Annotated in this window: 19 protein-coding genes; 18 read left to right on the forward strand and 1 reads right to left on the reverse strand. The window is 43.9% G+C overall.

The window, feature by feature from the left end; genetic code table 11:
• The first annotated feature begins 12 nt into the window (after positions 1-12).
• The 18 genes from BUQ98_RS02470 to BUQ98_RS02555 all read left to right on the forward strand — a co-directional run bounded on the left by BUQ98_RS02470 (position 13) and on the right by BUQ98_RS02555 (position 24,371).
• Positions 13-1,143: a hypothetical protein gene (locus tag BUQ98_RS02470; RefSeq protein WP_074212345.1), complete on the forward strand. Its 1,131-nt coding sequence runs from the start codon at positions 13-15 to the stop codon at positions 1,141-1,143.
• Entirely contained in the window at positions 1,140-1,766 is a 627-nt protein-coding gene (locus BUQ98_RS02475) for a hypothetical protein (protein ID WP_074212346.1), read from the forward strand. The genes BUQ98_RS02470 and BUQ98_RS02475 overlap by 4 nt, the downstream gene beginning before the upstream one ends.
• Positions 1,763-2,269 (forward strand): hypothetical protein, encoded by a 507-nt coding sequence (locus BUQ98_RS02480; RefSeq protein WP_074212347.1) that lies wholly within the window; start codon positions 1,763-1,765, stop codon positions 2,267-2,269. The genes BUQ98_RS02475 and BUQ98_RS02480 overlap by 4 nt, the downstream gene beginning before the upstream one ends.
• A complete protein-coding gene (locus tag BUQ98_RS02485) occupies positions 2,266-4,389 on the forward strand; it encodes a secretin N-terminal domain-containing protein (RefSeq protein ID WP_074212348.1) in 2,124 nt (707 codons plus the stop codon). Before BUQ98_RS02480 ends, BUQ98_RS02485 begins: the two co-directional genes overlap by 4 nt.
• Positions 4,390-4,994: 605 nt before the next feature.
• Positions 4,995-6,902 (forward strand): VapA family S-layer protein, encoded by a 1,908-nt coding sequence (locus tag BUQ98_RS02490; RefSeq protein WP_074212349.1) that lies wholly within the window; start codon positions 4,995-4,997, stop codon positions 6,900-6,902.
• Between the two features lie 167 nt (positions 6,903-7,069).
• The gene (locus tag BUQ98_RS02495) at positions 7,070-8,413 is read left to right on the forward strand and encodes an ABC transporter ATP-binding protein (protein ID WP_074212350.1); all 1,344 of its coding nucleotides are present in this window, start codon (positions 7,070-7,072) and stop codon (positions 8,411-8,413) included.
• Positions 8,403-9,149, forward strand: coding sequence for a sulfotransferase family protein (locus BUQ98_RS02500; RefSeq protein ID WP_074212351.1), 747 nt, complete (start codon positions 8,403-8,405; stop codon positions 9,147-9,149). The genes BUQ98_RS02495 and BUQ98_RS02500 overlap by 11 nt, the downstream gene beginning before the upstream one ends.
• Positions 9,150-9,167: 18 nt before the next feature.
• A complete protein-coding gene (locus BUQ98_RS02505; RefSeq protein WP_074212352.1) occupies positions 9,168-12,329 on the forward strand; it encodes a glycosyltransferase in 3,162 nt (1,053 codons plus the stop codon).
• Positions 12,330-12,972: 643 nt separating this feature from the next.
• Positions 12,973-13,755, forward strand: a complete 783-nt coding sequence (locus BUQ98_RS02510) for a Rossmann-fold NAD(P)-binding domain-containing protein (RefSeq protein ID WP_074212353.1) — start codon at positions 12,973-12,975, stop codon at positions 13,753-13,755.
• Complete coding sequence (locus BUQ98_RS02515; protein WP_074212354.1) at positions 13,752-14,570, forward strand: sugar phosphate isomerase/epimerase family protein; 819 nt, start codon at positions 13,752-13,754, stop codon at positions 14,568-14,570. Before BUQ98_RS02510 ends, BUQ98_RS02515 begins: the two co-directional genes overlap by 4 nt.
• Before the next feature lie 3 nt (positions 14,571-14,573).
• Positions 14,574-14,924 carry a DMT family transporter gene (locus tag BUQ98_RS02520; protein WP_074212355.1) on the forward strand — a complete coding sequence of 117 codons (351 nt, stop codon included), beginning with the start codon at positions 14,574-14,576 and terminating at the stop codon, positions 14,922-14,924.
• A gap of 1 nt (position 14,925) precedes the next feature.
• The gene (locus BUQ98_RS02525) at positions 14,926-16,047 is read left to right on the forward strand and encodes an FAD-dependent oxidoreductase (protein ID WP_074212356.1); all 1,122 of its coding nucleotides are present in this window, start codon (positions 14,926-14,928) and stop codon (positions 16,045-16,047) included.
• Positions 16,044-17,051 carry a glycosyltransferase gene (locus BUQ98_RS02530; RefSeq protein WP_074212357.1) on the forward strand — a complete coding sequence of 336 codons (1,008 nt, stop codon included), beginning with the start codon at positions 16,044-16,046 and terminating at the stop codon, positions 17,049-17,051. The genes BUQ98_RS02525 and BUQ98_RS02530 overlap by 4 nt, the downstream gene beginning before the upstream one ends.
• A complete protein-coding gene (locus BUQ98_RS02535; RefSeq protein WP_074212358.1) occupies positions 17,051-17,833 on the forward strand; it encodes a glycosyltransferase family 2 protein in 783 nt (260 codons plus the stop codon). The genes BUQ98_RS02530 and BUQ98_RS02535 overlap by 1 nt, the downstream gene beginning before the upstream one ends.
• Positions 17,826-19,673, forward strand: coding sequence for a hypothetical protein (locus BUQ98_RS02540; RefSeq protein WP_074212359.1), 1,848 nt, complete (start codon positions 17,826-17,828; stop codon positions 19,671-19,673). The genes BUQ98_RS02535 and BUQ98_RS02540 overlap by 8 nt, the downstream gene beginning before the upstream one ends.
• Before the next feature lie 28 nt (positions 19,674-19,701).
• Positions 19,702-20,364, forward strand: coding sequence for a hypothetical protein (locus tag BUQ98_RS02545; RefSeq protein WP_074212360.1), 663 nt, complete (start codon positions 19,702-19,704; stop codon positions 20,362-20,364).
• 242 nt (positions 20,365-20,606) lie between these two features.
• Positions 20,607-22,298, forward strand: a complete 1,692-nt coding sequence (locus tag BUQ98_RS02550; RefSeq protein ID WP_139294614.1) for a hypothetical protein — start codon at positions 20,607-20,609, stop codon at positions 22,296-22,298.
• Between the two features lie 411 nt (positions 22,299-22,709).
• Positions 22,710-24,371 (forward strand): methyl-accepting chemotaxis protein, encoded by a 1,662-nt coding sequence (locus tag BUQ98_RS02555; protein WP_217693627.1) that lies wholly within the window; start codon positions 22,710-22,712, stop codon positions 24,369-24,371.
• 79 nt (positions 24,372-24,450) lie between these two features.
• On the opposite strand, the gene BUQ98_RS02560 is transcribed toward BUQ98_RS02555, so the two are convergent.
• Positions 24,451-25,047, reverse strand: coding sequence for an outer membrane beta-barrel protein (locus BUQ98_RS02560; RefSeq protein WP_074212363.1), 597 nt, complete (start codon positions 25,045-25,047; stop codon positions 24,451-24,453).
• Positions 25,048-25,068: the final 21 nt, after the last annotated feature.

The raw sequence follows: 25,068 nt of genomic DNA on the forward strand, positions 1-25,068 counted from the left end.
AGGCAGTAACAGGTGATTAAGCAACTACAAAAACAGTGGCTAGTATGGCCAGCGTGTTATCGTGAAGACAATCCAAGTTTAAAAAAGGCTGGGCGCTTCGACAAAGTGATTGGGCTCGTTCCCCAGCAACTTTGTCTCTTCAAAACATTCTACTATCAATGCGATCTTGTTGCTCACAACGAGTTAAAAGATTGTGTGAAAAATGAAATAGAGCAACTCGTTGACTGGAAACAGGTCGCTTTACACTTTTGGACAACCAAGCGTGATGAGCAATGGCTGGTATCCGTATGGTTTTGGGATGCCGATAGCATCACTTTCACTGATAGCGTGACTCACATTGTGCCTGCGCTAGCTTACTACTTGGCATGTACCTCAGCAGACAGAGGAACGCTGATATACCAAGAACGTGCGATCGACAATACGGGTAAAAGCGACCAGGTGTCTTGGGGAGTTGTATGGCAATCGCCGCAGTGTCTTGAACAGCTTTATCCGCTTAGTTCCCCGCTTCATTATAGAAGAATAGAGACGCAACTGGCAGCGCAGGACGAACGAGTGTTTAGTAACGCAGATCCGGATAGCTGCGTCGTTATCAAAAACAAACCGTTAGTGCCGTTTAATCAAACACCGCGCGCCGCTGTGTTGGCACAAGGTAAGTGCGGCAACCAGTTCGACATCGATAACCCATGGCGTTACTGGAAAACAATAGTTATGTTCTGCGTCTTGCTAGCGGCATATTTGAGCGCCGATGGGGCACTGATCAATTACCAGCTAAACCAAGCTGACCAACGAGTGAGTCAATTGGCACGTGACACTACGCAGCTTCAAACCCATCGCGCTAAAGCGCTAGAGCAACAAAAACTTCTGAAAGAGTACAACCAAGCACGAGAGAGGCAGCAACTCGTGGCACGTATTATGAACAAACTCGCGAACAATCTAAGTAAAGACGTGATTATCGAACGTTTTACATACCAAAATAAAAAAATTGTTTTGAAAGGCTCGATTGAGGACACGCTTGGCTTATTAGAGTCTATTTCAAATATTGATGAGGTAACAAGTGCGCGTTTATTGGGTGAGGTAACGCAAACTGAAGCCGGTCGTCAGGAGTTTCAGGCGGAACTGCAAGTGAAGGAGGCTGGTTCATGATTGATGTTATTCAACAAAAATGGCAAGGATCCTCGTTGAAAGAGGAGCTTTCAAGTCCACTTGTACAATGGGTGAGCTTGCTTTGTGTGCTTGTTATTATAGGTCTTGCTATCATAGACCCTTATTTGCAATGGCGTGCGGGCGTTGATCAACGCCTCGATCAAAAGCAGCTTCAACTCGGCAAGTTGCAAACGCTCAAAGCCAACGAGAGTGCCATTCAACAATGGATTCAAAAAATGGATGCAGCGTTTGCCCAGGCACAGCAAGGGCTGATTGATGAACGCACCAATGGGCGTGCGATATCTAATCAAGTAAACGCATTCGAGGACGTATATCGTCCTTTGGGCCTAAAATTCACAGGGCGACGTTTTGCTGAACCCGTAATGACTCCTTGGTTAGGAGAGAATGTGCAGTCAAACTGGCGGCTTCAAGGAAGCAGTGACGACATCCTCTATCTGCTAACACGATTGGCCAACCAACCAAAAATCATGGAACCAGTTTTTGTGGAAATCAAACAAGTTAATGCCTCTAGACGTAGTAAAGAGAAAACGTACGAGATAGCGATTAATTTGCGAGGGTATAGAAAAATGGTGCTGTCCCAGCTAAAAGCGAGGTCGCAATGAAACTGGGTAAGGCATGGAGCAGCGAACACAAGCTTCTAGCAATGGCATGTGGCTTAGCAATGGTGGGGCTAGTGCTTACATATTGGCAGATACATTCTTTGTCTATAGCTGATACAAGCAAGACTGCTTTTAACTCACCGAAAGGGTATGAATTTATTGAGGTCGCTCCCCCTCCGGGAAACATCTTCATTGAAGGGCGAAGGATTGCGTCGCGTGATAAAAACAAAGACGAAGAAGCACGCCCGCCTAAAGAAGCGACTACCAGTGACTTCGTGCTAGCCAGTATTATTGAGCGAGGTCACAAGAGCATCGCTATATTCATTGCAGACAACAAACGCATCAGCTTATCTCCAGGACAGCAAGATCCCTTGATCGGTAAATTAATCCTATTGAGAGGAAACCAAGCGACAACAAGTTTGGCTGATGGCACTGAAAAACAGTGGAAACTGTTTCCTATTTCCAACCCAGGCAAACCAAATAAAGAGGAAACCCCATCATCATGAGTGGTGTAAAACGTAAAATAATCAGGTGTCGTTCGTTAGCCACAGCATTGGTCCTTGCATCGATGCTGGTGGGGTGTGCGAACTTCAAACCCCTACCACCCAACACATACGCAACGCCGCCTAATGGCAGTCAAACCAACGAAACCACCATTGTAGGAAAAAACAATGAGGCAGCAGAGGGACAACCGTTAAAGCCTGGGCAGTATGTACGGTTTGACGAAAGCATTCGTAGTGCGCCTTTACTACATGCAGCAAAAACAAACACAGCCGTTGATAAAGCGCTAGGGTTGCCCAATGAGCCAGTAAAGCTAAACGCGGATGAACTTCCTGTTAACCACTTTATTAACTTAGCGCTCGGTGACGTACTGGGTGTGAATTATATCGTCGATAATGATCTTTCGGAAAATACTTCGCCAATCACATTACGAGTGAACAAGTCCGTCACGCCCGTAAGAATGCTTGGGCTAGTAGAAGAAGTGCTTCAAGTGAATGGCATTGCGTTGGTGCGTGAAGATGATCTTATAAAGGTCATTCCTGCCGCTAAAACGGATAACCAAACCCCTGAACTGTTGAATCAGTCAGTCGAACCAATGCTGCGATACGGCAAAGTCGCGCAAATTATGCCAATTTACTATTTGTCAATTAATCAAGCCTCATCAATGGTCTCCAAACTGCTGCGAGAAGGCAGTGGTGGTACTGTATTAGTACAAACCCACCTCAACTCGTTGATGGTGGTAGCACAACAAAAAGAGATCAAGCGCGTAGAAAACTTATTAGCTAAACTAGACGTGCCGAGCAAGTCAGCCAGTCATATGGCATTAGCAACGCCCCGATACAAAACCGCCTCGGAGCTCTCGAAATCTCTGAAAGCGGCCTTAGACGCAGCCTCGATTCCAACCTCGATAGGACGAGGCACTCACGGCGTGATTTTGACGCCAGTAAACAGTGAACAGCTACTCATCTCGTCAAGTACAAAAGCGTGGTTGCGAGTTGCTCAGGAATGGCTGAAGCGGCTTGATATCCCAGAAAAAATAGAGGGTAAAAACGGTGTCTATGCCTATTACATGAAAAATACCAAAGCGTCAGATGCGTGGAATGTCGTCTCGACGATATTCGGCGGGAAAGAGGCGAAAAACGGCAATACCCAAAAAGCGGCACAACAAAATATAGTGGAGTCGGCCAGCGGCAATGGGGTGACACCAGGCAATGTCGGTTTTCAGCGTTTAGGAAGCAATACCGCGGGTGCCATGAGTGTGGTAGACAAAAACTTTCGGGTTGTTATTGATAATAAGCGGAATGCGATTATTTTCCAAGGTCAATATACGGACTATCAGCGCCTCATTGAACTACTTAAATTTGTTGATCAGCGCCCGCGCCAGGTACTACTCCAAGCGACGGTTGCCGAGGTAAAAGTAGAGGATGGCTACTCATTTGGCACCGAGTTTAACACCGATCAAGGTGATGTCACCGGCGGGACCAATGGCCTAATCCAAACCGCGGGCAATCTTACCTTAAACGGCGTGTTTGGTGACTTTACGGCGAAGTTCTCCGCGGCATTAGACTCCGGTAAGGCACAAGTGCTATCAAGCCCGCGCATTATTGCCATGGACCAACAGCCCGCGCGTATCAATATAGGCGAACAAATTCAGGTAAAAACGGGTGAGGTGTCAGGGGGAGGAGATGACTCCACCGCCACCATTACCTACCAATATGTTGATGTTGGGATCACATTAGACATTACGCCAACGATCAACCAGAACGGCCTCGTAGAGCTCATTCTAAGCCAAGAAGTGAGTTCCCAAGGTGTAAAATCAGGGGATAGCATTCCGATTAACCGTCGCTCGCTGCAAACCCAGCTACTGGCTGACAGTGGTGACACGGTTTACATGGGGGGGCTTATTTCTAAAGACAATAATAGCTCCAAGAAAAAAGTGCCCTTACTAGGAGACATTCCCCTTCTAGGTGGTCTATTTAGCTACACTGAGGAATCACAAAACTCCACTGAGCTAGTATTATTGATCACACCTTATGTGATCAGTAGCCGAGATGAAGCGCAATTTTATACCAAAGAATTTAAATCACTCACGGGGTGGGAATTAGCACAAAGCCTACCGCAATAAGCACCCCTCTGCATATCTCGCCACCTAGCATCCTATAGGTGGCGTTTTTTTATCCAATTTAAGCTGACAATTGTGTGACACTTATAGTATTTTGATGACACTCAACTGATGATTGATGAGTAAAAGTGTACAAAATCACGTCACTTAAACCTTTAGACTTAATTTCGTTTGAAAACGGGATGTTTATCACGAGGGAATACCTTTAAAATATTAAAAAAATAAAGAAAAACACTTTAAAAACAGATGCTTGTATTGTTTCTGTCTGAGCGTTATTTGTGGTAAATAATCCAGTTTTTACTCTTTAAGTGTGAGCGATGTCTCATTTATGCTGTGACAGATGTCTAACCTTTCGTTTTACGTATGGCTATTTCTCATTGACTTAACAGCGATTATTAATAAGAATTGAGTCGCGCACTTCGGAGCGCGGACTAAAACGTAACGCAACGCTAACCAAGGCTTGAAAAAGTGGCGCAGTGTGCTTAACTGTGTGCAAGGCTTGAAATAGCAAGCGGTAGGTGCGACGGAAAGTGCACCGGAGTTGATCAAATGGCTCTCTGTCGAGAGTCAGATTTATAAAATGGATCCAACTAAAGGATATAACTAACATGTTAAAGAAAACCTTTCTAGCTGCAGCAGTGGCTTCAGTGGTAGCAGCACCAGCGATGGCAGACGTAGAGCTGACATACGGTGGCTTTGGTGCGCCAAGCAACACTATCACGACAACTACTTTGGCAGCTGTTACTAAACAACCAGTACTGAGCTTCTCAACCGCGGAAGACCAAGTAGCCGCTGAGTTCGGTGTAAACGGTGACCTGAAACAAAACGGTTTCATCACTATCGAGCTAACCGGTAACGCAACTTTCAACGAAAATGAAGTACGTCAGTGGTTGACAGGTAGTGCAGCAGATTTAAGCGATCTTGAAATCGATCTACAGCTTGCAACCATCCAAGCGATTGGCGGTACGCTTCAAGGTTCAGCGACTGTACCTGCGACAGAAACTGATTTGTCTAAAGTGTTGAAAGTGATCCCAACCGGTGCTGGTGAGCACCAAGCGGACTACGCGATCGATTTGGACGGTAAGCGTCTGCGCATCGCACTCAAGCAAACCACCGGCTCTACTGACGACATGATTCAAGAGTCTGCTGGTGTTGCTGTTGATGGAGACGTAAACACAGCAGCAATCGCAGCTGGCCTTGCCGCGGATTCAGCAGCACTGACTGCTGCGGGTGTTGTCGGTGCTTCTGACGGCGCAGACGAATCAGCTCCAGGTAATGCCGACGGTACTGCAGGTTACTTGTTCTCTGATGTGAATGGTACAGCGACTACTGACACAGAAAAAGCTGCATACATTCGTGGCTTAGGCCCGACTGGTGTTTCTTATCTTGAAGATCTTGCTGGCTTCGCTACTGGCGATACCACTGAGACATTGGTTGCTGGCGGTACGGAACTGAACTTTGACTTTGCCAACGCAAACCAAATCTTCAACCTGCAGTCTGGCCAAAACAACGATGTAGCTGTGAAGATTGGTGCACTGAAAAACGCCTCTTACTCTGCAGACCCAGTACAATCTGGCAAGCTGTTCCAGCTTGGCGATCTGTTTGAGCTAGAAGCCACTGACTCTGGTAAGGCAACCGCGCTGGTTTCAACTGGCTTCTTGTCTGTTGACACTAACGATGACACTGTTGCTGACGACAACGACATCGCGGCAAATGGTTTTGAGCTGTACAACCGTACGTCTAACCAAAACATCCAGTTGAACAAAGTTAACCTAAGCCTACACGGTGACCTGAACGCGTTCCGTGCAGACAATGCGGGTAACTTGTTGCTGAAAGACGGCACTGCATCAGGTTGGACCCTAGCATCTGACGGTATGTCTGCCACGGCACCTGCCGGTAACGCAGTCCTTCAAGGTGTTAACACTCTGGACGCAGCCGCTTCTTCAGTAGCAGCAAGCGCGTGGGATGACCTGAACAAGCTGTATGTTGCAACTGATAACGCAACTCCAGTGGAAGCACAGAGCATCTCTGTTAAAGCGTCAATCCTTGGTGTTGACCAAGACACCTTCAACGACTTTGACGATACACTGTCTGAGCTGTTCCTAATCACGCGTGACGGTCTGAAGTTCGATACTATCCTAACGGGTACAACGTCTTCTAACTCTGTTCACATCCGTGACGTATCTGGCATCCTTCCTGAAGAAGGCGGTAAGATTTACGTGACTGTTTGGGAATATGACGCACACGCACGTGGCGAATCTGGCGAGCGTAACGTACTGGCTGACCGCGAAGAGCTGACTGTACGTCTACCATCTAACGGTGCAGTAACCGTTGACCCTGCAACCATCGCAGATCAACTAGGCATCGAAGTGGCGCAAAACCGTCAAGCACGTATGCTGTTCGAAGTTGAAACCAATGTAGGTGAAGTAGCTGTTAAGAAGAAAGACGCTAGCGGCACTGACATCCAAACTGGTTCACAAGCTGAAGAGCGTGACATCGTAGATTTCACTCTGTAAGTAATTACCTACTAGGTAATAAAGAGACTGAAAATCAAACAAAGCGCCCCCTACGGGGCGCTTTTTTATTTGCGCCTATACGTGGGCTGTTACCCGTCAATACGACTTTGCAAACCGCCTCGCTTTTCCCCATAATAACCGCCCTTAGCCGCTAACTTATAAGCATCATGGTTGTTTCTGTTTTAAAGGTTACCAAAAGTTTTGCCTTAGCCCGTGGCCCCTGGCAACGTCTACGCCAAGCATTGTGGCCGCGCCCAAACGATGAGCGCTTTTATGCCCTGCGTAACATTGACTTTCACGCCCACAAGGGCGAAACCGTCGGCATTGTGGGCCATAACGGCAGTGGTAAATCCACCTTACTGCAGCTGATTTGTGGTGTAATGCAACCCGACCAAGGCCGCATTCATCTGCAAGGCCGCGTCGCCGCCTTGTTAGAGCTAGGCTCTGGCTTTAACCCTGAATTTACCGGGCGCCAAAATGTCTATTTCAATGCCCAGTTATTAGGCCTGACTCGCCAAGAGGTAGAAGCGCGATTCGAGGCCATCACCGAGTTTGCCAATATCGGCCGTTTTATCGATCAACCGGTCAAAAACTATTCCAGCGGTATGATGCTGCGTTTGGTGTTTGCGGTGGTCATGCATATTGACCCGGATGTCCTCATCATTGATGAGGCGCTTGCGGTAGGCGATGATGCCTTTCGCCGCAAGTGCCATGCCAAACTAAAACAGCTGCAAGCGAAGGGCGTGACCTTGTTGTTTGTGTCTCATTCTGCGGGGCAAGTGATCGAGCTGTGCGACCGCGCCGTGTTGCTCGATCAAGGTGAGCTGTTAATGGAAGGCAAACCCAAGCAAGTGGTACAGCAATACCACAAACTGCTGCACATGGAAGGTGAGGAGCGACAAACTTACCGTCAAGCCATTATCGACGGCCTGCGCGAGACGGATACCAAACCGTCAAAGGCCAAAACAGAGGCCCCGAGTACGGGCGATTATGATCCCGGTGTGAAGCCGGCCTCCACCATGTGGTACGCCAGCGACGGTGCCCATATTCATCATCCGCACATTGAGAATCAACACGGTGAGACCGTGAATATGCTCAATGGTAGTGAGACCTATGATTATGTCTATCAGGTGGCCTTTGACCGCGAAGCCTTTGAGGTGGGCGGTGGCATGATGATTAAAACCGTGTCGGGCTTTGAGCTGGCAGGGGCGACCTCGACCCGTGATCACACCTTGCGTATTCCTTATGTGGCCGCCGGACAAACGTTAGAAATGCGTTTTCGATTTCAGTGCAACCTACCTAATGGCAGCTACTTTCTTAACTGTGGCTGTTCGGCGCTGGTTGACGGAGAGCGCCGCTTTTTACACCGAGGCGTCGATGCGGCCATGTTTACTGTGGTAGAACAAAGCCAGCACGTCACCGGCGCGGTGGATTTGGTATCGCGTATTGTGCCGAGATTGTTGGATGATGAGGTAACGGCGTCATCGGAGGCTGAACCGAGTGCGTCCTAATTTATATATTGTCGGGGGACAAAAGTGTGGCACCTCGGCGTTGGCGCACTTTCTCGCCCAACACCCAGATATTGCTCTGGCTCATAATAAAGAAGCCCATGTGTTTGATGATCCTGATATGTATTATCAAGGCCCACCACAATGGGATAAGGCCTATCAAAAAGCGTTTGCCCATGTCACTGCCCCGACGCGGTATTACTGTGATGCGACGCCGATTTATAGTTATTTGACTGAGTTGCTGCCTCGCATTGCTCATTATTCACCGGGCGCACGGGTGATCATGATGGTACGTGACCCAGTCGAGCGGGCGATCTCGCAATACCATATGGAAAAGGGCCGCGGCAACGAGCACCGCAGTATGTTAGGCGCGTTTTTAGCTGAGCCTTTCCGGCTGTGGCGCGATAACCACAATCTGGCATTAGACGCTGCTCGTCGCTGCCATTCATACCTCGATCGCGGGCGTTTTTTAACCCAATTCCAAGCGATTGACCAAGCATTCGGGCCATACGAGTACATTGTGGTACACAACGATGATTTGCGTTATCACCATCATGAGACCTTGGCGCGCATCTTCGGCTTTTTAGATTTACCTAACCATTCCATTGTGGCTGAGCCTGTCTTCACTGGCAATTATAGCCAGCCATCGCTAGGGCAAAAAGTCGCCCGCTATTATGCCAAGGCACGCTTAAGCTTAGAATCCGATTTAATTGCGCAGTTTAAACACCGCGAACAATAACACTCACGAGCATTTATCATGACCAGTACAGCAGCGGCTCAATCTTCACAAACGAACACCACTCCCTCCTCAAGTCACACTGGCACCCAAGTTGTTGTGGTGCTGGGCATGCATCGTAGCGGTACCAGTGCCTTAACCAAAGCGTTAGAGGTTTTGGGTGTGTCGCTCAGTGAAAACTTGATGCCAGAAGGGGAGTTTAATCCCAAAGGCCACTGGGAAGACCTAGACATTGTTGCTATTAACGATAAATTACTCGCCCATTATGGTTGTGTGTGGTTTAGCCCTTATCAGCCTGAACTGGACTTAGATGATCCTTTTGTTGATGCATTGATCGATGAAGCGGTAGCGTTATTGCGAGGCCGTATTAGCGCGTTGGGCTGTTATGGCTTTAAAGATCCGCGTACTTCACGCTTACTGGCGTTTTGGCAAGCTGTGTTCGCCCGCGCTAACGTTACCCCCAAGTATGTTTACGCCGTGCGCAACCCACTTGACATTGTTAAATCCTTGCAAAAACGCGACCAGCTGACCGAGCAGCATGGCTATCTGCTTTGGGGGCACCATACCTTTGATAACCTAACGCTGTTAGCCGACAAGCCTGTTTATTGGGTGCCGTTTGATGCCTTGTTACAGTCGCCAAGTAAGGTGATGGCTGAGTTGGCCCAATTTATCGCCTTAACGCCGGCACCAGAGAGCGAATGTGAGGCCTTTTGCCGAGACTATATCGACCCAACGCTTTGCCATAGCGCTTCAACCTTGACTGATCTTTATCAGTCAGACCATGCTTGGCCCTGGGTGATTGTGTTGTATAAGTGTGTGCAGCAGCTCAGCCAAACGCAAGCGAACCCCAATACACTCGCCCAGGATTCAGAGTTTCAAACCTTGGCATCCCGCTATCCCGCGACGTGCCAGCATAGCCAAAACCAGTTATTTGAAACCGTGAGTCGCGCTTATTATGAGCAGCTAGCACAGATTTATCATTTAAAACTGAGTGTCACTCAGCATCAAGACGATGCCCGTAACCGCCAAGCAGAGCTGCAAAATGGTATTCAAGAGCTGCGTGCGGCACTTGACGAGCAAACGATGGTTGTGGCTGAGCGTGATGCCGATTTAAAGGACATACAGCAACAGCTCACGCAGGCACAGCGTACGCAAAAGGACGCCGAACAAATCGCCCAATCTGCGCAGGCAGAGCTTGCTCTGGCTCAACAGCATGGCCAGGCGTTAGAGCAAGCGATAGGTGAGATCCGCCGTTCAACGTCATGGCGTATCAGCGCGCCGATACGTGGGTTGGGGCGTGCCGCACGTCAACCTCAGCAAGTGTTTACCTGGCTGACCGCCAAAGCCCGTTTGGTCAACCAATTACGTCGACAACATGGCGGCATGATCAATCTATTTAAACGGGCCTGGACCTTGTATCGTACTCAGGGCATTGATCAATTAATTGCTGGCACAAAATACCAATTAGCCACCCACGAATATGGTCACTGGTTAGCCCATTATGGCACCCCGAGCACCGAGGCCCAGCAAGCGATTACGGCACGGGTGGACAGTTTTGAATACCGACCACACGTTTCTGTGTTAATGCCGGTGTATAACCCAGATGTGAGCCATTTAGAGCAAGCCATTGCCTCGGTACAAGCGCAACTGTATCCGCATTGGGAGCTTTGCATCGCCGATGACTGCTCGACCAATCCAGAGGTAAGCGAGGTGCTGCAAGCCTATGCGCAACAAGATGCGCGTATCAAGGTGGTGCATCGCCAGCAAAATGGCCATATTTCGGCGGCGAGCAACAGTGCACTGGCTATCGCAAGTGGGGACTTTGTTGCGCTGATGGATCAAGACGATACACTCGCGATTGATGCGTTGTACTGGGTCGCTGAAACGATTCTTGCTCATCCAGATGCCGCATTAATCTATAGCGATGAAGACAAGTTAACCGCTGATGGAAATACGCGCTATGACCCTAACTTTAAGCCGCAATGGAATCCTGAGCTTATTCGTTCCATGAATTGTGTGTCGCACTTGGGCGTTTATCGTAAAGCGATCGCAGACGAGATCGGCGGCTTTCGTGAGGGCTTTGAAGGCGCACAGGATTGGGACTTTGTCTTGCGATTTTCAGAGCAGATAAGTCGCGATCAAATTATTCATATTCCACGGATTCTCTATCACTGGCGCGCCATAGAGGGCAGTACGGCGACAGGTGGTGATGAAAAACCTTATGCCTTGCTAGCGGGCATCAAAGCGGTAGAGGAGCACCTTGCGCGCCAAAACATCGACGCGACGGTTGAACAACATCCAGATCGACACTATGCCCGTGTACGTTACACCTTGCCTGAGCCGTGCCCCTTGGTCAGCCTAGTGATCCCAACCCGGAATGGGTTAGAGGTACTGAAGGTGTGTATTGACTCTATTTTAGAAAAAAACACCTACCCGAACTACGAAATTATTATTGTTGATAACGGATCGGATTGTCAGCACACGTTAACCTATCTCGCAGACTTACAAGCCCAGCACAGCAATGTACGCGTGTTGCGTGACGACAGCCCGTTTAACTACTCGGCGCTCAATAATAAAGCGGTGGCCGAGGCCAAGGGCGAGCTGGTTGCCCTAGTGAATAACGATGTTGAGGTGATCACGCCAGAGTGGCTCACCGAGCTGGTGAGCCATGCGATTCAGCCTAATGTGGGTGCCGTCGGCGCGCGTTTATGGTATCCCGATAACACTTTGCAACATGGCGGTGTGATCATGGTGGGCGGCGTGGCAGGCCATGCCCACAAGCACTTGCCGAAAGGTCAGCCAGGCTATGCCTGCCGTGCTATTGTGGCACAAAACTATTCGGCGGTGACCGCGGCATGCCTTGTGGTACGTAAATCCCTATTTGAGCAAGTAGGGGGCTTGAACGAGGGCGATTTAACCGTCGCGTTTAACGACATCGACTTTTGCCTAAAGCTAAAGCATGCTGGCTATGACAATGTCTGGACGCCCTTTGCCGAGCTCTATCACTATGAGTCAAAAACCCGTGGCTTTGAAGACACCCCGGAAAAACAAGCGCGTTTCAATAAAGAAGTGACGTATATGCAGGCCAAATGGCAAGATATTTTGCTCAATGATCCTTGTTATAACCCCAATTTAACCATGGCCCGAGAGGATTTTTCTCTCGCCGAAGAACCAAGGGTATAGCATATAGCACTGCATCGGCTGAGCGCCTGGCGACACACGTGCTCAGTCGATCGGCCTTAGGGGGGATATCCCCATGATACTATGGGCGGCGATGACGCCAGCGCCTGCCTAATTTTGTTATATTACTCCCACTTATTCTGTGTATCAATAATAAGTCACTCAGCCTTATTATTGATACACTTCATCCTTCAAACTTGGAGGGATGACAATGGAAAAAATATTAAAACGTTACAGATTCGAGGCGACGCTTCTAACCGCGATGTTGATCGTCTCGTTGTGGTTGATTTTTGGAGGGTAACCCGCTTTCATCCACCTATGCCAGAATCCACTCGATTTTGCCGCCCTATATCGCGTACAATCACGATGTTTTCGGGGGATTATCATTGAGTCACCATGAGCTTTTCTAACGTCAGCATCATTTTTCTGTGTGTACTTGGCATTTATACTGGTCATATCTTATTCAAGCGGGCCTCGTCGTATTTTCCAACCGTTTTAAGCGGGTCTTCCATCCTTGACTTTGTCTTTAATAACGACTTGTGCTGCGCCTTGTTGACTGAGACCGTTCGACTTAACGCTGATTCCATATAGAACGTAGATTTGGCATGACGACATGACAATTTTATTTACGAGCAAAGGATTCATTATGGCAAACGAAACGCGCGCTTTAATTGGCTACACAGGGTTTGTTGGACAGACACTCATCAAACAGACAGCATTCACAGACTTTTACCGTTCGACAAATATCAGTGACATCAAGGGTAGACGTTTTGATACTATCGTTTGCTCCGGCGCACCTGCAGTAAAATGGCTAGCAAATAAAGAACCAGAGAAAGACAGCCAATCCATTGATTTACTAATAGATTGTTTGAAGCAGGTTCGATGTAAGAAAATCATCCTGATCAGTACCGTAGATGTTTTTGGCGATGCGAATGGCGTCGATGAAAATACTCAGGTTGAAACCCAAGATCTACATCCGTATGGTTTCAATCGTTACAGACTAGAAAGCTTTGTGAGAGACAACTTTGATGATCACTTGATAATAAGATTACCAGGTTTAGTTGGTCCAAGGTTAAAAAAGAATGTCATTTATGATTTTTTAAATCAGAATAATCTAAATGCCATTGATAGTCGCGGCGTTTTCCAGTTTTATCCCATGGTTAATCTGTGGAGTGATATTGAAGTTGCCATCAATAATAACTTGGATCTTATTCACCTTACTTCTGAGCCGATCTCAGTCAAGGAAGTCGCCCAAGAAGCGTTTAATATGACATTTGATAATGAAGTATTATCACAACCCGCTAAATATGATTTTCAGACCCGTTATGGCGATATTTATCTATCGAAAGGGAATTATCAATACACTAAGAAAGAAGTGTTGCTGGCTATCCGAGCTTACGCGCAATCTGAGCAGGTAACTAAATCATGACCAAAATATCAATATCAAACATCGCGTGGCAAGTTCAGCATGATGCCCAAGTGAGAGACTTGCTGTCCAAGTATGATGTGTCATATGTCGATCTTGCGCCCTCAAAATATGTTGATACTAAGCGTCCTCTCAATATGTCAGACGTACAGCGAGTAAAAGACTTTTGGTTATCGAGCGGTATATGTCCGCTAGGGATGCAGTCGCTATTGTTTGGAACCGAAGGCTTAAACGTGTTCGGTGATACCGCGACGCAAGATCGGATGCTTTCACATTTGGATCGTATTTGTGCTATCGGCGATGCGCTAGGTGCTCGTTTACTCGTCTTTGGCTCTCCCAGAAACAGAGATTGCTCTGGTTTAGAGAAAAAAGACATTCACGACACTGCAGTCAGTTTCTTTAGACGGCTAGGAGATATAGCGAGAAAGCACGATGTGACTGTATGCTTAGAGCCTAATCCCACGCGTTACAATGCAAATTTTATGACAACGAGCACTGAAACCGCCAATGTTGTCCAGGCGGTCAATCACGAGAATATTAAGATGCAATTAGACACGGGTGCTATGTGTATCAACAGTGAAGATCAGGCGTCAACGTTAGAAAGAGTAAAGGATTATATCGGCCATATACACATAAGCGAACCTGACTTAGTCCCGGTTTGTCAAAATAATGACTATCAAGAGCGCCTTGCCCCCTTGATTAAAAAGCATTTTCCCAATATGCCTATCACGATTGAAATGTTAACCAAAAAGAGCGATTTGGTGCTAGATGATATAGAGGAAAGCATCCGTTACGTTACCGAACTCTATCAAGGTTAAACTATGAAATGGTTGATTTTAATTCTGGGGGTCACTTCAAATGCCTCGGCGAGTGCGTTGATTAAACTAGCCGTATCACCCCCGTTGCGCAAGTTAAGTCTCAATGATCCTTTGTCGATACTGACTAATTTACCTTTACTCGCCGGGGTTGCTTTATATGGCTTAGCGTTTGTTTTATACGCAGTGGCCCTACATTATCTTCCTTTAAATATTGCACATCCAATATTAACGAGTGGGTCCATTGCTTTAGTTTCATTGATATCTGTAGTGGCATTCGGAGAAAAACTAGCTTTATCCAGTATGCTGGGGATCGGACTTATACTAATAGGCGTTGTCGTTCTGACAATGAAGTAAGATGGAAAGAAACGTAGATATTGCAATCATTGGCGGAGGCTTCTTCGGTTTATACATCTCAGAGTTTTTTGCCAAGTTAGGGAAGTCAGTGGCTGTTATTGAAAAAGACAGTGACTTGATGCAAAGAGCGTCTTACGTGAACCAAGCGCGTGTTCATAATGGTTACCACTATCCTAGGAGTATTCTAACGGCACTGAGATCACGTATATCTTTCCCCCGGTTTGTAGACGAATTTGAAGATTGTATAGATAGTGACTTTGATAAGTACTATATGATTTCTAATCAACTAGGAAAAGTAACGCCACATCAGTTCCAAAAATTTTGTGAAAGAATTGGCGCACCTTGTGATCCCGCCCCAAATCATATTAGAGCGTTAACTAACCCAAACCTTATTCAAGGCGTCTTTAAAACGAAAGAGTTTGTATTTAACTCGCAAACACTAAAAGAGAAAATGCAATATAGGTTAAAAGATAAAAGTGTTGATATATTATTAAATCATGAAGCTAAGTCTATTAAATATTGCAACGATGAATCTAGAATTAATCTCACATTAGAGAGCGATGGCGAACAATCTCACTTGTCAGCAAAGCAAGTGTTCAACTGCACATACGCGATGTTAAATTCTGTGCTGCTCAACTCTGAGCTTTCCGTTATCCCACTTCGACACGAAATGACGGAAATGTGTATTGTTGATGTGCCCGATGAAATTAAAGATATTGCTATTACGGTAATGTGTGGCCCTTTCTTTTCTACTATGCCGTTCCCCTCTAAAAACGCCTATTCCTTTAGTCATGTCCGTTATACGCCTCATTATGAATGGAATGATAAAGACGATTCGTACATTAATGCTTATGATCATTTTGCTAGAGTGAAAAAAGAAACGGCTTGGCGTAAAATGCAGTTAGATGCACAAAGATACATCCCGATACTCAGCGAGCTAAAATACAAAGAATCTCTTTGGGAGGTAAAAACCATTCTTCCAAGGAGCGATACTGATGATTCTAGGCCGATTTTATTTAAAGAAAATTACTTGATGCCCGGCTTACATTGTGTTCTGGGCGGAAAAATAGACAATGTATATGATGCGATTCAAAAAATAATAGAACTTGGATTAGACAAATGACCAAAAGTGAATTATTTGTATCTGTTGTTCTTGTAGCAGATAACTGCGTAGAAAAATTAAGAAAATTGGTAGAAGACGTTTCTCCATATTTGGATAAAAGCTATTCGGACTATGAAATTGTAGTAATAGACCAAAAGTCTAGCGATACGACGGAACAGGAAATGGAAAGACTCCTGTCTGTCTATCAATCTATTCGATACATAAGACTTGCTCAAAAAGTTGCAAGTGACGTAGCCTTGGCCGCTGGCATCGAGAACGCGATTGGTGATTTTGTCGTCGTGCTCAATGTCGATACGGACAGCAAAGAGATAATTACTGAATTTGTAGAAAGAGGAAGGATGGGGACCGATATCGTAATCGGCACTTCAAAAAAAATAACATCTGCATCTTACCGTTATCTTAGGTTTTTAAGTAACCGTCTGATTAAATCTATCGGTTATACATTGCCAAGTAATTCGACGGGTTCTTTTTGTTTAAGTCGCCGCGCAGTAAATGCCATTACTGAATCAGGGCGATTTTATTGCAAGCTCCATATGAGAATGGCGAATACCGGGTACTCTATTGGTGCACTAAATTACGATATTCCTAAAGAGAAAGTAACAAAAAGAACGGTGACACAAGGTATCGCTGAGACATTCCATCATATGGTTTTTAACTCGACGAAACCTCTTAGATGGATGAGCTCATTAGGTATTATGGGAAGTGCATTAGCATTAGTGTTCTCACTCTATTCATTACTTGTGAATTTGTTTAATGACCAAGTGGCTGAAGGTTGGACGACAATTGTTGTATTTATGTCGCTTTTATTTATGCTTTTATTTACCATGTTATCTTTCTTTGGTGAATACTTGGCTCGTTTGCTAGACGATAGAAGTGATCACAAGGAATACAACATCGTATTTGAGAAGAATAGCTCAGTGATGATTAATGAAAACAGACAGAATGTCATTGATGACTCTATTCAAACAAACACTAACTTATCTCAAACGGGAAGAGATAAATAATGATTGAGCCTAAGTATTATGAAGTGCCAAATTATGAAGTTCTATTTAGTACAGAGAAACTTCACGATTACTGTGTTGCAGTGTTTGTTATTAATGAAGGTGAGAAGCTTCATAAACAACTTGATAGAATGAGTAAACTGAGTCTTAATGCGGACATTGTTATATCTGATGGTGGTAGTACAGACGGTTCTACTGCAGAGCAAGCTTTGAAAGCAAAAGGTGTCAATACGTTACTCGTTAAACAAGAAACAGGTAAACTCGGCACACAGATGCGAATTGCATTCTCTTGGGCGATGGAGCGTGGTTATAAAGGGGTTGTTGTTATTGATGGTAACAATAAAGACAGTGTTGAGAATATTGACGACTTTATCGATTGTTTGGAAAAAGGATATGATCATGTTCAAGGATCGAGATTTATCCCGGGTGGAAAGGCAATCAATACGCCAATATCTAGGCTCGCCGGGTTAAAGCTCTTGCATGCACCTTTGATAAGGTGGACGTCTGGCTTTAACTATACAGATACGACGAATGGATTTAGAGCGTATAGTCGAAAATTACTTCTTGCAGACAATATGGCTGTGTTTAGAGATGTTTTTAAGAGCTATGAGTATCATTATTATTTAGCAATTAACGCGGCTAAAAATGGGTATAAATGCGTTGAAATCCCGGTTTCGAGAGCTTATCCGAAAGGAAAAGTGCCCACTAAAATATCTCCCTTGAAAGGGAATTTATCGGTGATTAAAACGCTTGTTAATACGTGCAGGGGAAAGTTCGATGTATAAACAATTAAAAGAAATTGAGAGTTCGAAATTTCTTTATTGGTTGACTATCCTATTTGTAATGTCATTTTCTTTGTGGGCTTGTAGTAATATTATTGACTATAGACTTTGGGGGGATGAAGCGGAGACGATTGTCACTGCAAAAATGATGGTAAATGGTAAGAGTTTATACTCTGAAATATTCAACCATCACGGTCCTATGACATTCTTTTTGGGATATGTTATTGAGCACTTTGGTAATGCTAGCATTGAAGTTTACCGCTCAGTTATATATAGTCTCCAGTTTCTCATTCTAGCTTTTATCTTCCTAGATTCTAATAAAGGGTATAATGAAAAGCTAATAACAATGCTTGGGTTTTCTGCCATTATTTGGGGATGGGGGGCAGAAATATTAGCCAGCGTATATCAATATCAAACCCTGTGTGGTCTTATTCTTTTTGGCGTATTCTATTTTTCTTTGTTACCTAGCCTGAATGGAAGGGAAATATCGAATGTTAACTTGATTATTAGTTGCTTTTTCCTTGCATTATTACCTTTTCTTGCTGTGACTTACGTTCCTATATCAATCCTGACAGTATTAGCTATCAGTAAAATTAATAAAATACGCTATGCCATAATAGGATTTACTCTTGGAATAATAGTTTCGATTGTTTTTGTTTTTTTGACTGCCTCATTTAAAGGCTATATTGCCTATCATTTTTATTTAAATGCAAAGGTACTGCCTTTATATAATGGAGGACAGTCATTTTTACAGCTCATGGGAAATGCATTGCGTTATAGCGTAGGGTCAGTTGAGGGTGCTTTTATATTTATCCCTTGCCTTCTATTTTTATTGAAAATTAATAAATCAAGTGTACTCAGAGTCCTATTTGTTTTAGCGGGGTTGTGTAGTTTACTAATAAGAGCTCATCCTATTAGCTTTCATGGAGTCCCCTATATCTATGCGACGTTGGCTGTCTTTCTTACTGTAGGCGCACACTACCTTTCTATTTTTTTAAATAAACGAAGAAGGCTAATTCCTGTCGCTGTGCTCTTTTTTGTTTTATTTCATGTTCATATGTTATATCAAAGGCCAAATAACCCGATTCCTCATTACAATCAATATGCTGAATTCGTCAGAAAAATCACAAATCCAGAGGATACGGTTCTTTTTCACTCTTTTACTAACCACCTTTACATAATGGCTGATAGATTACCAGCGTCAGCACATTTTTTCTATTTGCCTTGGCAACAAAAGTATGAAGAAAATCCGGTTTTAGGTGTAAGTAACGATATTTGTAAAGATATTGTAGAAAATCGGCCTAAGGCGATTGTTCTTGATAAATGGAAAGTATGGGGCATGTATGATTGGGAAGGTTATGCGCCAGATTGCTTTAAAAATATTCTCGGTGAGAAATATAAAAATATAATAGGCGACTTATATCTAAGAAATGATATATCTGATTTGGTAATTAGACCGCTGAAACATCCACTAAAGATAGACAGTAACTTAAATCTAATTGGTGTTAATAACATAAGCTATTCTGGGAAATCTTATAAAGTTGTCGACGATGCTGACCCAAATATATCCTTAGTTTTGGATGATAGTTCATCTGTAAAAGAGAACCGTATTGCTCTTGATATTATGTTTCCCAATGATCGGAAGAATAAAGTTAAGATTTATTTCAAAAACGGTCGAGAGCCTTATACTGAGGAACATAGTGTTGAGATAAATATTTCGTCTGGCGTTTATATAATAGACCTAAATTTCTTTATGGATATAAAAGAAGATATTAGTGCTATTAGGTTGGATGTTGAGTCTGGCTACGACTCTTTTGTACTCAATAAGGTAGTACTACTCTAGCGATTGAATATATTTTCAGGATAAATAAATGAAGATTAATAAAGAAAACATTTTTTTTAGCATCATATCATTTGTCCTAGCGCTTGGTCTCGCTACTATTTACCATTCTTGGGCATTCAATAATACATCATTTGATTATGATCACTTCGTCTATGGTGATCTTATTGTCTCTAATTTCAACAAAAAGGCAGATATTAATTTTATCTATTTTTTTGTTTTTTCTTTTATTTTTTTACAGCTGGCTTTTTATCGATTTAAAATAAATCTATCAAGTATACGAGAAGTTTTTTCATCACTCTACATGACTTGGTTTGCTGGAAATGACAAGTTTTTTATACGGGCAGTTAGTCTTCTTTTAGTCATTTTTGGTGTCTATTTTTCGGTCGACTTAGTATTCAAACTAATACCAAGTTTGGAGCCATATAGTTATCATAAAAAAATATCTTATATAGCTTTCCTAGTGGTTCTTATTTTTGTTGGTAACAGTCGAGTACTAATCTCACAAATTTTACTTGGTCTTGCACCGTTACTTTACATTAATACGGAATATGAATATAACTCTGAACTGGTTTCCTTTGTGTTACCGTCTTTTTTTCAAGCTATATTGTATTTCATCGCTGCGCTTTCAATTGTTTTTTCAGTGATTGAGTATAGGAAAAAAAGTCAACATATGTTTATTTATCTTCTTTGATTTTTGTTTCGGTTTTGTTGGCAGGGCCTCTAAACTATATATATTTAAATGATGAATATCATAATGGAGAGTTGTTTACTTCTTTTCATCAATTATATGATATAGGGTCAAAATCTTATTCTGAGTATATACCTACTAAGGGGTTTATGCATATAATGATAGGGTACATTAACCAGATTATTTTTAATGGGTCCTATATAACCTTATATCCCTCTATTTTTATATCTACTTTCTTGTTAGCAGTGTTAATTGTCTCTTTACTAAAAGCGTTTTATAGTAATGTTAGTGTATTAATTATCTTGTTGGCTGGTCTGCCGCTTATTGGTTATAATGCCCTTATTATTCCGTCTTTACTAATTGTTTCGAGAGTTATTAAAAGTGGCTATTTAATTCCTGCAATATTGGCGTGCAGTTGGATTTTTTTTCTCTATTTCCTTTATTATAATGCATTTGCTGTTGTCTTCGCGGTATCTGTGCTTCCCGCTTTGATTTATTCACTTAAATACCTTGAAATAGGGAGTGTTCGAGATAGAACCAATCTTTTATGTTTGCTTTCTATATTACTGTTAGTGATTGTTTGTATCGCAAATTACTCATACATATATGAGTCAATTAAATATATATTGACCAATGCGTCGACTAATATGCTTTACTGGGGGAACTTTGGTTCACTTTCTAATCTAGTTAAGGCTAACTTCTGGATTATTGCATTTTCCGTTATATTCTCAATATTTTTATTTAACAGAAAAGCTTTTACTAAAGAGAAGCTACTATGGCTATCCTACTTGTTAATCTCTCCAGTGTTAATGGTGAGCTATCTTGTTGCAAGAGCTGACGGGAACTTCCCCCGTGCGTATAAATTCAGTGTTTTTTATTTGATAGTTGTACTTGCCTTTGTGCTTCTCTATCTAAAAGGAAAGAAACGATTTTTTGTAGCAACGGTGCTATTCCTTAGCATATGTATGCTAGACCGTCACAACACGTATAATATTCACAATGATCTCCGAGGCTTTGCAACTAAGGTAATTCCATCCAGCATGACCTTGTCTGATGATAACCTAATCCCAAAACTTGGTAAGGGCTTTATAGGGAAAGAGCGTCTGGATGACTTAACGTCAGAATTCGAGTTGGTCAAATACCTACATGAAGATGAAAGTTTTCTGATTGTAGATTCTTATACGGTGCAAAGCGCTCGCTATTCATTGTATGATCTTCGTATACCTACAAAATCACATTCGATATTAAATATACCCAGTGTTCGAGCCCAAAAGATAGAACTAGAGCAAGTGTCTTCTCGAAATCTTAAACTAGTGAGATTGAGTGATGGTCTGTTACGCTATCATTTATTCCATAAATATCTATTGTCATTAGAAGGGTTTTCTGCGTTTACATATAATGAGAGAGTATACTTAATCAGCGAAGACTATGCTGAACGCTTACCGAGCTCATTGAATTTGAAGCCAGTGGTTGATTTACGTGAAACCTTGTCTGTTAGCGAGTTTTCTTCGCTACCATACAAATGGGGCAGAGCCCTTTCAAATGACAAAGATCTACTAGACGCACTTAAGGTTTCCTATGGTTTGTATAGTGTTAATAACTACTCTATCCAATCAGGTAAAAGGTTAGGCAACGACCCTTATGCCATCTTTAAGCTAAATGAGTTGATTTCTGGACAAGAAGTTGATCTGTTAAATGTAAATCTATCTGGCAAGTTTGACAATTTATGCAGAGCACAGATTTTTTGGTCCAACGATAAAGACTTTTCTGAAGCCAGAAGTGTTAGATTTACTTTTTCTAATGGGAAAAACCTTATCCCTATCCACATGAATAGCGCATGGACGTCGAGTAAAACAAGATTTTTGAGATTGGATTTTGATTCGTGTGCTAATAAATCGATTGTTGTTGACAGTTTTGATTTTTATAAATATCGCTAAATGGCATTCTCAGGTGCCTGCACACGAGTGATTATGACAATGAATGTTTAGCATTGGGTTGTATCAATGCTAGACGTTCATGAGCCCAGTTTCGATTTAAGTGGTAAATAGATTCCTTACTGTCTACTCTACATCACTAAGATAGATATTATAGGCAGTTAGCTCTGATACGTATAAAAGCACCAGAACAAGACACACGACACCATGGTTAAGCAAAGCCGAACGATCTGACTGTTAGAAACAGCAGATATCGCATTGCCAATAAATATACGATTTCTACCTTGGTCACATCTTCCAACATTACTCTTACTTTTTCTATGTTCAAATCTTCCAATCGCATTCTTTCATGCCTGAAAAAGTAGTAACCTTTGCTTACAAGTATAAATGATAAGGCTGTACACAATGAAGCTAATGTTTAAAACAAAGTTGTTGCTGCTCGCTATTGTGCCACTGGTGGTATCGATTTTGGTGACGAGTATTGTCACTGCATATAACGAGCAAGCACTTATTGAGAAAAACATCGCCACATTTCGGGGTAAACTAGTCAGTGAGCGTAAAAATCAACTGAAAGAAGTAACGCAAGTCGCGGAAAATATGGTTGAGCGTATTAATCCTGGTAACAGTCAGGCACGTTTAGCGGAGGTGAAAACCGCACTCCGAGATGTGCAGTTTGGCGATTCCGGTTACTTTTTTATGTACGATAAAAAAGGGGTAAACGTTTTTCACCCGATGAAGCCGAGCTTAGAGGGTAAAAATCTGATTGACCTGACCGATCCTAAAGGGAACAAGGTGATTAAAGGGCTATTAGAAACGGCGCAGCGTGGCGATGGCTATTTTAACTTTATGTTTGAAAAGCCTGGCACCAATGAACTCATTGATAAAATTGGCTACGCCGTCATGGTGAATAACAATCAGTGGATGCTAGGGACGGGCGCTTATATTGATGATATTGAGCGCGAAGTCGCTACCTATCGCTTGGAAGCGGAAACAGCGCTTGAGGCGCAAGTTTGGCGCTTGACGCTGCTCGGATTAGGGACGGTAATCGTCACAGGGTTGATCGTGGGCTGGTTTGCGCAGCGCATGGGGCAGCCGGTGAATAATATGCTGGAAAAACTTAATGATATTGCCAGTGGTGAGGGCGATCTGACTCAGCGTTTGAGCATTCACGGGCATGATGAAATAGCTCAACTTGGTCATGCTTTTAATCGGTTTGTTGAAAAACTCCAGCACACGATTCAGCGGGTCGCGCAAGTTACCACGCAAGTAACGAGCACGGCCAGTGATATGGCACAACAAACTTCTGAAGTGGCGGAAAAGTTACAAATCCATGATAACGAGACCGCGCAAGTGGTGACAGCGGTGACCGAAATGAGCTCCGCCGCCCAGGAAGTCGCACAAAATACCACCCAGGTCGCGGATGCGTCCACTTCGGCCACACAAGATGCCAAAGATGCTCAAGCACAAGTGCATGACTCTATCACCTCGGTTGAGCGTCTTGTTGAACGAATGGGTCAGTCGAGTAAAGAAGTTGACCAACTCAAGGAGCAGTCGGACAAAATCACATCGGTGTTGTCGGTGATTGGTGGCATCGCGGAGCAAACCAATTTGCTGGCATTAAATGCGGCCATTGAGGCGGCGCGCGCGGGTGAGCAGGGCAGAGGCTTTGCGGTGGTGGCCGATGAGGTACGAACGCTTGCCAGCCGCACCCAAACCAGTACGCATGAGATCCGCGAGATGCTAGATGGCCTGCATGTGCATGTCGATAGTGCGGTGGAAACCATTGCTGCAAGTGATCAAGAATGCCAAACCATGGCAAAAACCTCGGCAGATATCGGCGAGCGTATTACCTCCGTAAGTGCGGCATTTTCGCAAGTGAACGATATGACATCGCAAATCGCTAGTGCTGCATCGGAGCAGACAACAGTGACGGAAGACATTCATCGTAATTTGATTTCGATACGCGATATTGTGGCTAGCCTGTTAAGCTCGAGTGAGGCTTCATCACAGGTGGCTGCAGAACTCAGTACTCTGGGACGAGATCTTGATGATTTGGTCGGACAGTTCAAGGTCTAGTGGCTCCTGACTAGTCAATAGGGCGCTATTTGTATGCGCCCTATTTGGTGTGTCTATGTTTTCGCAAAGAACTGACGACTTAGAATTTGTAAGCAAAACCTGCGGAGATAAAGTCGATGTCCGCTTTATCGATGTCATAGCGCTCGGCCTCTAAACGAAACCGGTACTTCCCAAGCTCATACATGGCACCGATACCATAGACAGGATCTTTGCCACTGTCAGAATAGCGGGCACTTCCTTCAGCAAAAGTATTAGACCAATGCGCACGTTCTGTATAGTCCCAGGCATGAAAGCCGAACTTTGCATGAAAAGACAGCTCGTTATTGATGGGCATAAAGCCAATGGCGGATAAGCTATAGGTATCGGCTTCCGCTTCGGCGTTAATGCCTGGTACCTTGCCATCAATTGTGCCAAGGTCCGAATAACCAAACTCAATCGCTGCATTCTTGTAACGATAGCCCGTATAAAGTTTGTAGGCAAAGGCGGTCTCATCAATATTGGCGCCTTGTGATTGGTATTGATTAAGGACATCCCAATCGACTGACGATTGCCCGGCTTGAATGCCAATATAAACATCTTCTACTGGCTTCGGTCTGGGATGGTCTTCTGTATTAGCTAAAGCGTAGGGGGTCATTACGCAATATGCTACAAAAGATAATGTGAAAAATGAACGCATATCAACTTCTCCTTCGATTAT

Origin of the sequence: Salinivibrio sp. ES.052 (assembly GCF_900141775.1) — a bacterium.
Lineage (GTDB): Bacteria > Pseudomonadota > Gammaproteobacteria > Enterobacterales > Vibrionaceae > Salinivibrio.